Annotated in this window: 16 protein-coding genes; 8 read left to right on the top strand and 8 right to left on the bottom strand. The window is 71.4% G+C overall.

From position 1 onward, the window contains the following. Nucleotides 1-14: 14 nt before the first annotated feature. From BLQ34_RS07415 to rpsT, 3 genes are all read left to right on the top strand, one after another. Nucleotides 15-491, top strand: a complete 477-nt coding sequence (locus tag BLQ34_RS07415) for an XdhC family protein (RefSeq protein ID WP_091783570.1) — start codon at nucleotides 15-17, stop codon at nucleotides 489-491. A gap of 40 nt (nucleotides 492-531) precedes the next feature. Continuing rightward, nucleotides 532-1,506, top strand: a complete 975-nt coding sequence (gene holA / locus BLQ34_RS07410) for a DNA polymerase III subunit delta (protein ID WP_091783567.1) — start codon at nucleotides 532-534, stop codon at nucleotides 1,504-1,506. Between the two features lie 186 nt (nucleotides 1,507-1,692). After that, entirely contained in the window at nucleotides 1,693-1,953 is a 261-nt protein-coding gene (rpsT, locus tag BLQ34_RS07405; protein WP_091783564.1) for a 30S ribosomal protein S20, read from the top strand. Between the two features lie 85 nt (nucleotides 1,954-2,038). On the opposite strand, the gene BLQ34_RS07400 is transcribed toward rpsT, so the two are convergent. The 4 genes from BLQ34_RS07400 to BLQ34_RS07385 form a co-directional block, all read right to left on the bottom strand. Next, the gene (locus BLQ34_RS07400; protein WP_091783561.1) at nucleotides 2,039-2,920 is read right to left on the bottom strand and encodes a lysozyme; all 882 of its coding nucleotides are present in this window, start codon (nucleotides 2,918-2,920) and stop codon (nucleotides 2,039-2,041) included. A 139-nt stretch (nucleotides 2,921-3,059) separates the two neighbouring features. Then, nucleotides 3,060-3,575: a type II toxin-antitoxin system PemK/MazF family toxin gene (locus BLQ34_RS07395; protein ID WP_091783558.1), complete on the bottom strand. Its 516-nt coding sequence runs from the start codon at nucleotides 3,573-3,575 to the stop codon at nucleotides 3,060-3,062. A gap of 79 nt (nucleotides 3,576-3,654) precedes the next feature. Beyond that, a complete protein-coding gene (locus BLQ34_RS07390) occupies nucleotides 3,655-4,635 on the bottom strand; it encodes a phosphotransferase family protein (RefSeq protein WP_157692931.1) in 981 nt (326 codons plus the stop codon). After that, a complete protein-coding gene (locus BLQ34_RS07385) occupies nucleotides 4,632-5,519 on the bottom strand; it encodes a M48 family metallopeptidase (RefSeq protein WP_091783550.1) in 888 nt (295 codons plus the stop codon). Before BLQ34_RS07385 ends, BLQ34_RS07390 begins: the two co-directional genes overlap by 4 nt. Before the next feature lie 127 nt (nucleotides 5,520-5,646). Here BLQ34_RS07385 and BLQ34_RS07380 point away from each other — a divergent pair, with 127 nt between their 5' ends. After that, on the top strand, nucleotides 5,647-6,876 hold the full coding sequence (locus BLQ34_RS07380) for an MFS transporter (RefSeq protein WP_331712532.1): 1,230 nt from the start codon (nucleotides 5,647-5,649) through the stop codon (nucleotides 6,874-6,876). Here the strand turns inward: BLQ34_RS07380 and BLQ34_RS07375 are convergent. After that, complete coding sequence (locus BLQ34_RS07375; RefSeq protein WP_091783548.1) at nucleotides 6,864-7,382, bottom strand: helix-turn-helix domain-containing protein; 519 nt, start codon at nucleotides 7,380-7,382, stop codon at nucleotides 6,864-6,866. The genes BLQ34_RS07380 and BLQ34_RS07375 overlap by 13 nt on opposite strands. Before the next feature lie 56 nt (nucleotides 7,383-7,438). On the opposite strand from BLQ34_RS07375, the gene BLQ34_RS07370 reads away from it, so the two are divergent. The 3 genes from BLQ34_RS07370 (at nucleotide 7,439) to BLQ34_RS07360 (ending at nucleotide 10,756) form a co-directional block, all read left to right on the top strand. Further along, the gene (locus tag BLQ34_RS07370; RefSeq protein ID WP_091783545.1) at nucleotides 7,439-8,329 is read left to right on the top strand and encodes a S41 family peptidase; all 891 of its coding nucleotides are present in this window, start codon (nucleotides 7,439-7,441) and stop codon (nucleotides 8,327-8,329) included. Nucleotides 8,330-8,405: 76 nt separating this feature from the next. Then, on the top strand, nucleotides 8,406-10,241 hold the full coding sequence (lepA, locus tag BLQ34_RS07365) for a translation elongation factor 4 (protein ID WP_091789487.1): 1,836 nt from the start codon (nucleotides 8,406-8,408) through the stop codon (nucleotides 10,239-10,241). 44 nt (nucleotides 10,242-10,285) lie between these two features. Next, nucleotides 10,286-10,756: a hotdog fold domain-containing protein gene (locus tag BLQ34_RS07360; protein ID WP_091783541.1), complete on the top strand. Its 471-nt coding sequence runs from the start codon at nucleotides 10,286-10,288 to the stop codon at nucleotides 10,754-10,756. Nucleotides 10,757-10,798: 42 nt separating this feature from the next. Here the strand turns inward: BLQ34_RS07360 and BLQ34_RS07355 are convergent, their stop codons facing one another. Next, nucleotides 10,799-11,590 carry a tyrosine-protein phosphatase gene (locus tag BLQ34_RS07355; RefSeq protein WP_091789484.1) on the bottom strand — a complete coding sequence of 264 codons (792 nt, stop codon included), beginning with the start codon at nucleotides 11,588-11,590 and terminating at the stop codon, nucleotides 10,799-10,801. Between the two features lie 287 nt (nucleotides 11,591-11,877). Here BLQ34_RS07355 and hemW point away from each other — a divergent pair, with 287 nt between their 5' ends. Then, the gene (gene hemW, locus BLQ34_RS07350) at nucleotides 11,878-13,104 is read left to right on the top strand and encodes a radical SAM family heme chaperone HemW (RefSeq protein ID WP_091783538.1); all 1,227 of its coding nucleotides are present in this window, start codon (nucleotides 11,878-11,880) and stop codon (nucleotides 13,102-13,104) included. Nucleotides 13,105-13,408: 304 nt separating this feature from the next. Here hemW and BLQ34_RS07345 read toward each other — a convergent pair whose 3' ends face one another. Together BLQ34_RS07345 and BLQ34_RS07340 are read right to left on the bottom strand one after the other, a co-directional pair. Further along, nucleotides 13,409-13,831, bottom strand: a complete 423-nt coding sequence (locus tag BLQ34_RS07345; protein ID WP_231961489.1) for a DUF4870 domain-containing protein — start codon at nucleotides 13,829-13,831, stop codon at nucleotides 13,409-13,411. Between the two features lie 92 nt (nucleotides 13,832-13,923). Next, nucleotides 13,924-14,808 (bottom strand): DUF3097 domain-containing protein, encoded by an 885-nt coding sequence (locus tag BLQ34_RS07340; RefSeq protein ID WP_091783535.1) that lies wholly within the window; start codon nucleotides 14,806-14,808, stop codon nucleotides 13,924-13,926. Nucleotides 14,809-14,872: the final 64 nt, after the last annotated feature.

The raw sequence follows: 14,872 nt of genomic DNA, 5'->3' as shown, positions 1-14,872 counted from the left end.
GCGATACTGGCCGGATGACCGAACCGTGCGTGCTCCACGTCGTCGGTGACGGACCCGTGGCCGAGGCCCTCGTCGCCGTCGCCGCACCGCTCGGGTGGACCGTGACCACCGCGACCGACGACGCGACCCTGCCCGACGGGGTCGATGCACTCGTGGTGACGAGCCACCACGACGGGGTCGACGGCCCGGCGATCCGTGCGGGCCTGGCGGCCGGCACGGCATACATCGGCGGGATGGGGTCGCGGCGCACCCAGGAGCGGCGACGCGCCTGGCTGCTGGGCCACGGCGTGACAGAGGAGGCCCTCGCGAGGGTGCACGCCCCCATCGGGCTCGACATCGGGGCCAACGCCCCCGGCGAGATCGCCGTCGCCATCCTGGCCGAGGTGATCGCGGTGCGGGCCGGCCGCGCCGCCGTCGGGTCGGTGGGTGACCGCGAGGGACCGATCCACCCGGACCTGTCCGCGGGCGACGCCTACTGCCCGGGCGGGTGAGCCGGCCGGGCTGTCGGCCCGACATGGCAGGCTGTGCGCCGTGACAGCCCCCGCGACGCGCACCGTGCCGCCCCTCGTCCTCATCTCCGGACCCGAGGCCGTCATCGCCGACCGGGCGCTCGCCGGCACGCTCGACGACCTGCGCACCTCCGACGCCGACCTCGAGGTGATCCGGCTGGCCGCCGAGACCTACGAAGCCGGCGCCCTGGCGATCCACGCCAGCCCGTCCCTCTTCGGCGGGTCGAAGTGCATCGTGGTCACCGACCTCGACGAGGCGCCCGACGAGCTGCAGGAAGACCTGCTCGCGTTCCTCGCAGCGCCCGATCCCGACGTCACGCTGGTCGTCACCCACAAGTCGGGGCAGCGCGGCAAGAAGGTGCTCGACACGCTCAAGAAGTCCCAGGCGCGGGTGCTCGAGGCGCCGGCGATCAAGTCCGACCGTGACAAGACCGACTTCGCGTCACACGAGTTCCGGGCCGCCGGACGGCGCGCCACCCCCGACGCTGTGCGAGCCCTCATCGAGGCGGTCGGCAAGGACGTGCGCGAGCTGGCCGCCGCGTGCCAGCAGCTCGTCGCCGACACCACCGGCACGATCGACGAGGAGCTGGTGGCCAGGTACCACGGTGGCAAGGTCGAGGCGACCGGCTTCAAGGTGGCTGACGCGGCGGTGGCCGGCAACGCCGGCGAGGCCCTGCGCCTGCTCCGGCACGCCCTCGCCACCGGCGTCGACCCGGTCCCGATCGTCGCGGTGCTCGCCCAGCAGCTGCGCCAGCTCGTCAAGGTCGGCGCGGCAGGCCGCGGCCGGTCCGCCGACGTGGCCCGCGACCTCGGGATGGCGCCGTGGCAGGTCGACAAGGCCCGTCGGGGCCTGTCGGGGTGGGGTCCGGAGGGGTTGGCCGACGCGATCCAGGCGGTGGCGCTGGCCGACTTCGAGGTCAAGGGTGGCGGTCGCGACCCGGTCTACGCGGTCGAGCGGGCCGTGCTCACCATCACGAGGGCGCGCAGCGGCCGGTGAGGGCTCACCCCTGCGTTTTGGGGGAGCGGGGTCCTCGCTGGTAGATTGTCCCCTCGCGTGCGCGCATGGTCGTGCGCGCATGCAGCAGCACCCAGAGCTCCTCAACCACAGGCGCCCCACAGCCTGGTCCCGAGGGGCTTCTGCCGCCCTCTAACGGCAACCACCGACCAACCAAGAGAGACACACGTGGCAAACATCAAGTCCCAGCTCAAGCGGATCAAGACGAACCGCGCGGCGACCGAGCGCAACAAGGCCGTCAAGAGCGAGCTCAAGACCTGGATCCGCAAGTTCCACGCGGCCGCCGACTCCGGCGACGCAGCGGCGACCAAGGACGCCCTCGCGACCGCCAGCAAGAAGCTCGACAAGGCCGTTGGCAAGGGCGTCATCCACGCCAACCAGGCCGCCAACAAGAAGTCCGCCATGGCGAAGAAGGCCGCCTCGCTCTGACGCGAGTCGCCTCCACGGCAACGCAGAAGGCCGGTCACCCAGTGGGTGACCGGCCTTCTGCGTCCCGCCACGGCGGTGTCCGGGACTACCCGAGCGCCAACGCCCGCAGCCGGCTCAGGTCGCCGTTGAAGTAGTCCTTGTCGAGCGGCGAGTCGGTGTACTGCCAGAAGGTGTAGTAGGCCCAGCCCGCCGGCAGCGTGCCGGGGGTGGTGTTGTAGCGGGCGACCCACAACGGGTTGCTGGCCGAGAACTGGCTGGTGTTCCCGGTGCAGGTCGTCCACCAGCTCGTGGTCGTGTAGATGATCGCGTCGCGACCGGTGAGGGCCTTGTACCGGCCCGTGAACGCAGCGATCCAGCTGCGCATCGAGGCCTGGCTCAGTCCGTAGCAGGTCGCGCCGTACGGGTTGTACTCGATGTCGAGCACACCCGGGAGGGTCCGACCGTCGGCGGACCAGCCGCCGCCGTGCCCGACGAACCAGTCCGCCTGCGCCGTGCCGGACGAATTGTCGGGCAGGGCGAAGTGGTACGACCCGCGGGTCATGCCGACGTTGTACGAGCCGTTGTACTGCTGGGCGAAGTAGGGGTTGCGGTAGGTGGTCCCCTCGGTGGCCTTCACGAAGGCGAACTTCGTGCCCTGGCTCCACCACGAGGCCCAGTCGACGTTGCCCTGCCAGCTGGACACGTCGATGCCGGGCGTCTGGGTGGCCGCCGCGAGCGACGAGGCCCGGGCCGCCTGCGCCGGGGTGGGTCGGGCTCGACCGGCGCCGTCCTGAGTCCAGCCCATGTAGGCCTCCCCGGGGGCGCGGATGCCGGCGTCCCGCGCCGACGGGGTGGGGGAGGGCGCGCTCGACGCCGCGCCTGCCGGGCCGGCGGCGAAGAGCCCCGTTCCGGCGAGCAGCCCCACGGCGACCGCGGTGACGGTGTGGCGGATCGGGTGGCGAGATCTGGTGGTGCTGGACCTGGTCATGGTGTCCCCTCGTGTCGACGTGTCCCCGGGTCCGGACGACCGTATGACCGAGTAGCCGGGTGTCGGGTCAGCCGCCGGTCAAGCGGACGGCAAAAGGACCCAAATCCGGGCAAATTCGCGGACCCCGATGGGGCTGCCCTCAGGTAGCGGCGCGAACCGCCCTGGCGACCGCCTCGAACCGGTCCGGGTCGAGCACGGCACCCTCCCGCCGGACCGCCCGGGGGTCGACCCGCAGGACCCGGTCGACGCGCACCTCGCTCGGTCGGCCCTTGCTGTCCCAGGGGCCGGAGCCGATGTCGTGCCAGTGCCGGCCGTGGCGCGCCTCCTGGTCGTGGTCACGGTCGTGGTCCTTGCTGGTCAGCATCAGCGCGAGCAGCCACTCGCCGTCGTGGCCGACGAGGAGCACCGGCCGGTCCTTGCCCTGCCGGTGGTCCTCCTCGTAGGGCACCCAGGTCCAGACGATCTCGCCCGGGTCCGGGCGACCGTCCGGCTTCGGGGCATAGCTGAGATCCGGGGTCCCGGTGAAGTCTCCGGGGTACGGACCGCGCGCGGCTGCCCTCTCGGCCCGAGGTGCCGGCGCGGCGGGCGCGGTGCGTGCAGCCTGCGACGACCCGCCGCTCCAGAGGCGGGACAGTCGGGAGCGCAGGGTAGGCATGCGGTGACGCTAGTTGACCGACCGTGAGTTTGAAGGGTTGACCGCACCCTGGTGCGGTCAACCCTTCAAACTCGCACGGCTACGACCAGCCGCGGCGGTGACTGAGCAGGGCGAGGAAGGCCTTCGCCAAGTGCCGTTGGTGGGCCCGCACCAAGCTCTGCGACCCCGGCACGACGGGCTGTTCACAGGCCGCGATGAAGTAGCCGGTGAGGACGGCGAGGAACGCGTCGACGGCCTCCGCGTCCACCCCGTCCAGCAGCGGAGAGCGCCGCACCATGGCGTCCACGTCGAGCCCGTCGTGGGACATCAGCGGCAGCAACCCCACGTAGTCGCACCACGCGGGTCCGCGCGCCACCCAGTTCCAGTCGACGAACCGGGCGCGCCCGCCCGGTGTGACCAGGATGTTGTCGGGCCGCAGATCGCTGTGCACGAGCCGGTCGCCGACCAGCGCGTGGGCGGCCAGTCCGCCGAGCCCGGCCAGCTCGCGAGCCGCCTGCGGCGACAGCGGAGGTATGCCGTGCGGCCAGGCCCGCGCGCCGTTCGCGAGCTCGTCGAGGCAGCCCAGGGCGGCTGGGTCCGCGCCCACCTCGACGGCGAGCGAGGTCTCGGTCAGCTCGGCCACGGCGGTCGGGTCGAGCGCGGCGAGCTCGAGGCACGCTGCGTGGGCGGCGTCGGCGTCGGTGTCGGTCCACGGCATGCCGGGCAGGTGGCCGTCGATGGCTTCGAGGACGAGGAGCTGCCAGTCGTCGACGGCCGCCGCCCCCACCGCGGTCGGGGCGGTGACCCGCCCTCCGAGCCGGTGCAGGATCTCGGCCTCGCGCGGGATCGCCTCGAGCGCGAAGGGCGCTGCTGGTCCGGCGGCCTTGGCGAAGACGCGGCGCCCGTCGCGCAGGGCCAGCAACCCGGCATACGCGCCGGTGAACCCGGTGGTCACCGACGGGAAGGCGACCTCCACGGCGGCCCCGGCGGCTGCCTCGATGCCGGCCCGCACCGCCGAGGGCAGCTGGGCGAAGTCCGGACGCGTCGTGGTGTGCCGATAGTCCAGTGGCGACTGCGTCACGGGCGGTCCTTGGGCCTCCACAGCAGGCGACCCGGCCTGCGGCGGTCACGCAGTGCGTGCGAGCGCCACACCAGCACCGGGTGCGAGGCGAGTGCGTTGACCACCCACACGAAGAAGCCCTTCTCGGTGGTGGCGCGGTCGGCGAGCGCGTTCACGTCGACGGTCCGGTTGAGGTACTTGCCGGCGGCGAGCGTGGCCATCGCCCCGGCGCTGCCGTGCGGGACGAGGGAGTAGCCGAAGTTGTCCGCCGTGTACTCCTGGCTGCGGCTCAGCGTGGACCCGACGAAAGGGATCCACTGCGCGCCGCTGATGCCGAGGATCCGCCAGTAGCTGGTGTGACCGGCTGCGATGTGCCCGACCTCGTGGCCGAGGATGAACCGCAGTGCGTCGGGGTTGCGCGCCGCGCCGCCGATCTCGAACAGGTCGCTGTAGACGAAGATGAACCGCCGGAAGCCGTGCCCGGAGGCGGCGGCGTTGATGACACCGTTGCCGAGGACCACGTAGGCGTCGGGGACCTTCCGGAGCCCATAGTGCGCGCAGGCGTCGAGCAGCATCTGGTGCGCCTCGGGGTACTGCGTCGGCGAGATCTTGACCCCGGACAGGCGGAGCCCCGCGTAGAGCTGGCCACGGACGAAGTAGATGATCAGCGGAGCGGCCAGGAAGAACACGGCGTAGGGGTCGGGTTGCCTGCGGTCGATGATGGCCGAGGCGACCTCGTAGCCGGAGATCGCCCAGACGAGGAAGGACCCGAGGATCACCACCACGAGGCACAGGTTCTCGAGCGGGTGGCGCAGGTGCGACCTCATCTGCCGGCGGTAGCCGTCCGGGGACGTGGTCACCGGCCCGGTGGCGGGCGGCGCGGCGTACTGGGTGGGTTCGGACATGGTCCCCTCGAGGCTGTGGTGGTCGAACCCGATGCTATGTCTCGACGGCTGGGCCATCCGCACCCCGCCGCGCGCACTGGGCGCACCATGGAGGAATGACCTGCCGACCCGCTGTCGTTGCACTGCCGTGACCGACGCCCTCGCCGACCCCTCTCGTGAGCTCGACGTCGCCGAGGTCCGACCGACGCACGTGAACCTCGCCCTGCTGGCCCTGGCCGTCGGCGGTTTCGCGATCGGCACCACCGAGTTCGTCACGATGGGTCTGCTGCCGGAGGTGGCCGAAGGGGTCGGTATCGACATCCCGACGGCCGGCCACATCGTGTCGGCGTACGCCGCGGGCGTGGTCGTCGGTGCGCCGGTCCTCGCGACCCTCGGGTCGAAGCTGCCCCGCAAGCGGTTGCTGCTGTGGCTGATGGGCGCGTTCGCGGTGGCCAACGTGCTGTCGGCGCTCGCCAACAGCTATGGCCTGTTGATGGCCGCTCGCTTCCTGTCCGGGCTGCCGCACGGGGCGTACTTCGGCGTCGGCAGCCTGGTGGCCGCCTCGATGGTGCCTGCTCACCGGCGCACCTGGGCGGTCTCGATGATGATCACCGGGCTCACCGTGGCCAACATCGTCGGCGTTCCCGTCACCACGCGGATCGGGCAGGCCTACGGGTGGCAGTGGCCGTATGCCGCGGTGGGGGTCATCGCGCTGCTGACCGTGCTCGCCGTGTGGCGCTGGGTGCCGTTCTGCCCGCCCGACGGCGGGGTCAGCCTGCGGTCGGAGCTCTCGGCCCTGAAACGTCCGCAGGTCTGGCTGGCGCTGGGCATCGGCACCGTCGGCTTCGGCGGGATGTTCGCGACCTTCTCCTACATCTCCCCGACGATGACCGCGCTGGGCGGCTTCGGCCGGGCGACGATCCCGCTGATCCTCGCGCTCTACGGCGTGGGCATGACGGTGGGAGCGGTGCTCTCGGGCCCGGTCTCCCGGGTCGGCCTGCTGCGGGCCATCACCGGGGTGCTGGCCACGATCGCCGTGATGCTCTTCCTCTTCGGCCCGGCGGTGCAGGCCTCGCGGGGCACCGGTCTGGTCGCCGTGTTCGCCCTGGGGTTCCTGCCGAGCATCCTCGTGCCGATGCTCCAGACGCGCCTGATGGACGTCGCCCACGAGGGGCAGGCGCTCGCGGCCGCGCTCAACCACTCGACGCTCAACATCGCCAACGCGCTGGGTGCCTGGCTGGGTTCGATCGTGCTCGCCGCGGGGCTGGGCTACGAGTGGCCGTCCCGGGTCGGGGGCTTCCTGGCCGTCGCGGGGATCGGCATCGCCCTGTGGTCGGCGCTCCTGCAGCGCGCGACGCGGCGGGTTCAGCCCGCCTGACCCGACTGGAAGACGCTCACCAGCACCCCGTGGTCGGCCTCCCGCGGGCCTGCCTCCTGGAGCTCGTCGACGACACGCTCGAGGTGCCGTGAGAGGGCGGCGGCCTGGGCTCGCGTCAGGCGGATGCGGCGCAGGTTGAGCAGCGTCTCGGCCGGCGAGGCCTCGATCTCCTCGGCCACCGCCTGCAGGAGGGCGGCGGTGTGGCCCGACCGGCTGCCCACAGGCGTCCGGAGCCTGCGGGCCGCTCGGACGAAGTACTGCTCGGTCCCTCCGCGCACCTGACGGCGGGGGCCGCGTCGCACCAGCTCGGCACCCTCCAGCACGGCCAGGTGGTGGGCGACGTTGCCCTTGTTGGTCGAGAGCTTCTTGGCCAGCTGGCTCACGGTGGCGCCATCGGGTCCGAGCGCGAAGAGGATGCGGTTGCGCAGGGGGTGCGCGAGCGCCTTGAGCTGCCGCGGGTCGGTGGTGTCGAGCACCTCGTCGGGGCTGGAGGGGCGGGCGTCCATCCTGAAAGCGTCAAGAGTTTTTGACGCTTTGTCAACACCGCCCGCACGCTGGTGGCATGAACCCCGAGGAGATCTCCACCACCGTCACCGCCGCGACGCGGGCGATCGAGGATCGCTACGTCTTTCCCGAGCGGGGCGTCCGCGTCGCCGCCGCGCTGCGGGCCCACCTGCAGTCCGGCCGGTATGCCGCCTGTGCCGGGCCCGAGGAGCTCGCCGCACTGGTCACCGCAGACCTCCACGAGGCGGCGGACGACCTGCACCTGCGGCTGCTGTTTCACGACGAGGGCGCCGCGGGGGAGGAGGACCAGGCCGTCCTCGAGGCGTTCTGGGCCGACCACGACCGCCGGACGGCCGGTGGCATGCGTCGCATCGAACGGCTGGCCGACAACATCGCCCTCGTGGAGATCGGTCCCGTCATCGGCCACCCCACCACGGCCGGTGCCTCCATCGTGGCCGCGATGTCGCTGGTCGCCGACGCTGACGCGCTGGTTTTGGACGCCCGGGGCTGTCGCGGCGGCAGCCCGGACGGCGTGGTCCTGGTCCTCAGCCACCTCTTCGGGTCCGAGCCCGTGCGGCTGAGCGACATCGAGTCCCGCGAGGAGGGCACCCGGCAGTTCTGGACCGCGGCGGTGGTCCCGGGCCGCCGGTTCGGGCCGGACAAGCCAGTGGTCGTGCTCGTCGGCCCCGAGACCTTCTCCGGCGGGGAGGGCCTGGCCTTCGACCTCCAGGAGCAGGGTCGGGCGACCATCGTGGGTCAGCCGACCCGTGGCGGTGCGCACCCAAGGATCGGCCTGGTGGTCCACCCCCAGCTCGAGCTGACCCTCCCGATCGCCCGGTCGGTGAGCCTCACCACCGGCGGGAACTGGGAGTGCGTCGGTGTCCAGCCCGACGTCGTGGTGCCGGCGGGCGACGCCCTCGACGCCGCTCTCGACCTGCTGCGTCACTGACACTCCCGGTCGCATGGGAGGATGGGTCGTTCCGTCGTCCCCGATGTCCGTGAGGTTCGAAGCACCCGTGTCCCCGATGGCCCGCACCGCGCTGCAGCCGCACGCAACGCCGCCGGACCTGATCCGGAACTTCTGCATCATCGCCCACATCGACCACGGCAAGTCGACGCTGGCCGACCGGATGCTCCAGATCACCGGCATCGTCGACGAGCGCGCCATGCGTGCGCAGTACCTCGACCGGATGGACATCGAGCGCGAGCGCGGCATCACGATCAAGAGCCAGGCGGTCCGCATGCCGTGGGAGGTCGACGGAGCGACCTACGCGCTCAACATGATCGACACCCCCGGTCACGTCGACTTCACCTACGAGGTGTCCCGCTCACTGGCCGCCTGCGAGGGCGCGGTGCTGCTCGTCGACGCGGCCCAGGGCATCGAGGCGCAGACGCTGGCGAACCTCTACCTCGCCATGGAGAACGACCTCACGATCATCCCCGTCCTCAACAAGATCGACCTGCCCGCGGCCCAGCCGGAGAAGTTCGCCGAGGAGCTCGCCGGGCTGATCGGCTGCGAGCCCGAGGACTGCCTCCGGGTGTCGGGCAAGACCGGTGAGGGGGTTGAGCCGCTGCTCGACCAGATCGTGGCCCAGCTCCCGGCGCCGGTCGGCGACCCCGACGCGCCGGCCCGCGCGATGATCTTCGACTCCGTCTACGACACCTACCGCGGCGTGGTCACCTACGTGCGCGTCATCGACGGCAACCTCAACCCGCGCGAGAAGATCGCGATGATGTCGACGCGGGCCACCCACGAGCTGCTCGAGATCGGGGTCAGCTCACCGGAGCCCACCCCGGCCAAGGGTCTCGGAGTCGGCGAGGTCGGCTACCTCATCACCGGGGTGAAGGACGTGCGCCAGTCACGGGTCGGCGACACCGTCACCAACGCCGCCAAGCCGGCCAAGGACGCGCTCGGTGGCTACCGCGACCCCAAGCCGATGGTCTTCTCGGGGCTCTACCCGATCGACGGCTCCGACTACCCCGACCTGCGCGACGCCCTCGACAAGCTGAAGCTCAACGACGCAGCCCTGGTCTACGAGCCGGAGACGTCGGCGGCGCTCGGCTTCGGCTTCCGGATCGGGTTCCTCGGCATGCTCCACCTCGAGATCGTCCGGGAGCGGCTGGAGCGCGAGTTCGACCTCGACCTCATCTCCACGCTGCCCAACGTCGTCTACGACGTGACGATGGACGACGGCAAGAAGATCGTCGTCACCAACCCGAGCGAGTTCCCCTACGGGAAGGTCACCTCGGTGACCGAGCCGGTCGTGCGGGCGACGGTCCTCGCACCGAGCGAGTTCATCGGCGCGATCATGGAGCTCTGCCAGCAGAAGCGTGGCGCGCTGCGCGGCATGGACTACCTCTCCGAGGACCGCGTCGAGATGCGCTACACGCTGCCGCTGGCCGAGATCGTCTTCGACTTCTTCGACCAGCTCAAGTCGCGCACCCGTGGCTATGCCTCACTCGACTACGAGCCCGACGGCGACCAGGAGGCCGACCTCGTCAAGGTCGACATCATGCTGCAGGGGGAGACGGTCGACGCCTTCAGCGCGGTCGTCCACAAGGACAAGGCCTACGCCTACGGCGTGATGATGGCCGGCAAGCTCAAGGACCTGATCCCGCGCCAGCAGTTCGAGGTGCCCATCCAGGCCGCCATCGGCTCGCGGATCATCGCCCGCGAGAACATCCGGGCGATCCGCAAGGACGTCCTGGCCAAGTGCTACGGCGGTGACATCAGCCGCAAGCGCAAGCTGCTCGAGAAGCAGAAGGCCGGCAAGAAGCGGATGAAGAACATCGGCAGCGTCGAGGTGCCCCCGGAGGCCTTCATCGCAGCCCTGTCCAACGACGCCCCCGCCAAGAAGTAGCGCCGTCCGGCCGCGCGGGGTTACCGGCGGGTAATGTCGGGCGCATGCCTGACACTTACGCGCTGTACCGACGCCTCGCGGCATACCCCCAGGGGCGGCGGGTGTTCTCGCTCGTGTTCGAGCAGGCGGCACCGTACTTCCGCAGCGCGCGGCCACGCTTCGTCGAGCTGGGTCCGAACCGCGCAGTCCTGACGGTCAAGAAGCGTCGCCGGGTGCAGAACCACCTCGGCACGGTGCACGTCATCGCGATCTGCAACGGGCTCGAAGCAGCGATGGGTGCGCTCGCCGAGGCGTCCATCCCCAGCACCCGCCGCTGGATCCCGAAGGGGATGGCGGTCGACTACACCGCGAAGGCGACCAGTGACATCACCTGCGTCGCGGAGACCGACCCCGCCGAGTGGGAGCGGACCGGGGACGTGGAGATCCCGGTCCGGGTCAAGGGCCTGCGGGCCGACGGCACCGCGGTCGTCGAGGGCACCATCCGTCTCTGGGTGACCGACAAGCCCGCCCGCTGACCGCGCGCGGCCAACCCGGAGCGGGTATGCCGGGTGCCCGGCTCAGGCGCGCAGGCTCGCTCGCAGCGCGTCGACCTCGGCGTCGGTCCAGCCCTGCTCGACCAGCCAGCCAGCGGCGCCGCCGTGGCGTTCGGCCAGCACCTCGAGGATGCGGCGCATGGTCTCCGGTCGCGGCTGGTGGTGGTCGAGCGGCTGGTCCTTGAGCACCTCGCCGTAGGCGGGCCGAGTCATCAACCGGGCGACGATCCGCTCGATCCGCTCACCGGTGGCCACGTAGTCGGCGACGACGTCGTCGTCGGACACCCCCGCGACAGCCAGGGCCAGGCCGACGACCGTGCCGGTGCGGTCCTTGCCGGCGGCACAGTGCACGATCGTCGCGCCCTCGCTGCGTGCGACCACCTGCAGCGCGGCACTCACCGAGTCGGGGCGGTGCGCGAGGTAGCCGAGGTAGTGGCTGGCCCAGTAGTCGTCGTCGAGCCGCGGCTGGGCGTCCGCCTCCGCCTGGTCCTGCTTCGACCAGGGCAGCACCAGGGCGTCCTCGGCAGACACCTCTCGGACGTCGTCGCGGAACAGCGAGTGGTGGTGGTGCGTGAGCGCCCGCTCGTGCAGAGGCCCCGGCCCTTCGAGGGTGAGCTCGACGTTGCTGCGCAGGTCGACGACGTCGGTGACGCCCAGCCGCTCCAGCGCTTCGATGTCGGCCGCGCTGAGGTCCTGGAGGTTGTCCGAGCGCAGCAGCCGACCGGTCGCGACCGTGCCGCCGTCAGTGGTCGGCAGTCCGCCGACGTCCCGCATGTTGACGACGCCGTCGAGCTCGATCCAGTGGGGAGTGGTCACCACCCGACCCTACGTGGGGGACCGCGTGGGACGCGAAGGGGACGCGGGAATAGGTGAGGGCCTCGGAAAGTATGAGTTTCCGAGGCCCTCGACGATCAAGACCGAGGTCCTGATCGACGCTCTCGCCGAAGCGATTGCGTAGGCGTATTTCTAATCGAGGAACCTCTGGGCCACAAGGGGTTTCGTTGAGATTCCCGCGAAATTCCCGGTCACTTCCGTCCCATTCCGGCGTGTCGTCGAGACACGCCGTGTCAGGGGGTCGGTGGAGGGCCTGCGAGGATGGTGGCATGCCCAGCGCCCTGCCCGACGGCGACCCCGCGCCGTCCGACGGTCGGCTGCCCGAGCTGTCGCTCGCGACCCTGTCCCACCGCCCGTTCGGCCTCTACCTGCACGTGCCGTTCTGCTCGGTCCGGTGCGGCTACTGCGACTTCAACACCTACACGCTCACCGAGCTGGGGGTCGACGGCGCCAGTGTGGCGACCTTCGCCGACGCGGCGCTGCGCGAGCTCGACCTGGCCCGCACGGTCCTCGGGTCGGGTCCGGCGGTGGACACCGTCTTCGTCGGCGGCGGCACCCCCACCATGCTCGCCGCGGGCGACCTCGCGCGGATGCTGCACGGCATACGAGAGCGCTTCGGTCTGGTGCCCGGCGCCGAGGTGACCACCGAGGCCAACCCCGACTCGGTGACCCGTGAAGGGCTGGACCTGCTCGCCGAGGCGGGCTTCACCCGGGTCTCGCTCGGCATGCAGTCGGCGGTCCCGCACGTGCTGCGCACCCTCGAACGCACCCACGACCCGGCCAACGTCGAGCGCGCCGTCCACGCTGCGCGGGCGGCCGGGCTGCAGGTCAGCCTCGACCTCATCTACGGCACCCCCGGTGAGTCGCTCGACGACTGGCGCACCAGCTTGGCCGCGGCGACGGCGCTGGCCCCCGACCACGTCTCGGCCTACGCGCTGGTCGTCGAGGAGGGCACCAAGCTCGCGGCTCAGGTGCGTCGTGGCGACGTCCCGGCCCCTGAGGACGACGACGAGGCGGCCAAGTACGAGATCGCCGACGAGCACCTCACCGCCGCCGGTTACGGCTGGTACGAGGTGAGCAACTGGGCGCTGCGCGCGGACGCCCGCTGCCGCCACAACGAGGGCTACTGGGCCGACGGCAACTGGTGGGGCATCGGGCCCGGGGCGCACAGCCACGTCGGCGGGGTGCGCTGGTGGAACGTGAAGCACCCCAACGCCTACGCGTCCCGGGTGCGCGACGGGCTCAGCCCAGCTCATGGCCGCGAGACGCTCACTGACGAGCAGCGCTACGACGAGCGCGTCCTGCTGGCCGTGCGGCTCGTCGACGGCCTGCCGATCGACGACCTGCGGGACGAGGGCCGGGTCGCGGTGGCCGGTCTGATCGCCGACGGCCTCGTGGACGCGCCAGCGGCCCTGCGCCGTCAGCGGGTGGTGCTGACGAGGCAGGGCCGGCTGCTCACGGACACCGTCGTGCGACGGCTCCTCGGCCTGCGCTAGCTGCGTGCCAGGGGCTTCGGGTGGTCTGCAGCCGAGACAACACCCTGGGTGCGCTGAAGGACCAGACGTCCTCGATCAGGTTCTCGCGAACCGGGAGATGGCCAACGTTGACGCGCCAGGCAAGGTCGAGTTGGAGTGAACCTTGCCTGGCGCGTCTCGTCATGGGGCCAGCCGCTTCAGGCCGAGTGAGTCGCAGACTGCCGGCGAGTCCGACGCAAAGACCGAGCCCGCAGGAGAGGAGGCTCGATGGCCGCCTCTCCTGCGGGTGGGTCGCGAGCGAGCGGGCTGCTACTCCACCCGTGGGCTACTTCACGAGTTCGGGCGTCAGCGGGTAGCGGTACCACTCACCGTTGTTGGCCTTGATCGCCGCCACGATCGACAGGACCACCCAGGCGATGGCGGTCGCGATGAGGAACGGGATCCCGATCAGCACGAACGACAGGGCCCCGAACACCCAGAACGCGATCGTGGTGATGATCTGGAAGTTCAGCGCCTGCGCCGCGTGGAACCGCACGAACGGCCCGCGGTCCTTGAAGAGCAGGAACACGATCAGTGGCCCGAGGAACGGGATGCCGATGATCGCGGCCACGAACGGTGCGAGGTGGACGAGCGTCGCCCAGGTCTTCTCGTCCTGCTGCGACATCGGCTGCGGGCCGGGGGCGTAGGCGGGCTGCGGCTGGGGCTGCTGCGGCTGCTCCGGCTGGGGCTGTTGCGGTTGCTCGGTCATGGCTCTCTCCGTTGGTCCTGCAGTGGTCTGTGACCAGTGAAACGCATCGCGGGCCGAAGTGGTCCTGCTTTCGGGGTGCGTTCAGGGGAGCGTCAGGGCCGACCCTGACCCGGTTCGGTCACGAAGTCGATCAGCTCCTCGACACTGGCCAGCAGGGTCGGCTCGAGGTCGGCGTAGGTGCGGACCGTGCCGAGGATCTGCTTCCAGGCACGGGCGATGTCGGCCTGGCTGTCGTGCGGCCAGCCGAGGTGCTCGCAGATGCCGTCCTTCCACGACTGGCCGCGCGGGATGACGGGCCACGCGGTGAGCCCGAGCCGTTCGGGTCGCACGCCCTGCCACACGTCGACGTACGGGTGACCCAGCACGCGCACGTGGGCGGCATACGGACCCCTCCCAGCCTGCTCGACGACGCGGTCCTCCTTCGTGCCCGGCAGCAGGTGGTCGACGAGCACGCCCATCCGGCGGCCGGGACCCGGCTGGAACTGCTCGATCGCGCCGACCAGGTCGTCGACGCCGTCGAGCAGCTCCACGACCACCCCCTCGACCCGCAGGTCCGCGCCCCAGACCTTCTCGACCAGCTCGGCGTCGTGGCGGCCCTCGACGAAGATCCGCGACCCGCTGGCGACCCGCGCGCGGGTGCCCTCGACCGCCCTCGACCCGGAGGCCGTGCGGGAGGCGGCGACGCGGGCCTCGGCCAGCTGGGCGCGGGCGGCGGCAGTGGGCGGTGTCAGGACGACGGGCGCCCCGTCGAGCAGGAAGCCGGGTCCCATCGGGAAGCCCTTCGTGCGACCGCGACGGTCCTCGAGGTGCACGACGCGCATGCCCCCGGCCTTCTCGACGCGCACGACCGCGCCGCACCAGCCGGTCTCGACGTCCTCGACGACCAGGCCGTTCTCGGCCTCGACCTCCCGGGACCGCCCTCGTGGGGGCACCTTCCAGTCGCCGGACAGGACATCGGAGCCATAGCGGTCGGACACCGACGCAGGGTATGCCGCGGACGCGCCATCGTGACGCGGGCGCGCCGCCCGTGCTGGCCCCCAC

It is taken from the genome of Pedococcus dokdonensis (assembly GCF_900104525.1).
Lineage (GTDB): Bacteria > Actinomycetota > Actinomycetes > Actinomycetales > Dermatophilaceae > Pedococcus > Pedococcus dokdonensis.
This window is presented reverse-complemented; position numbering and strand designations above follow the sequence as displayed.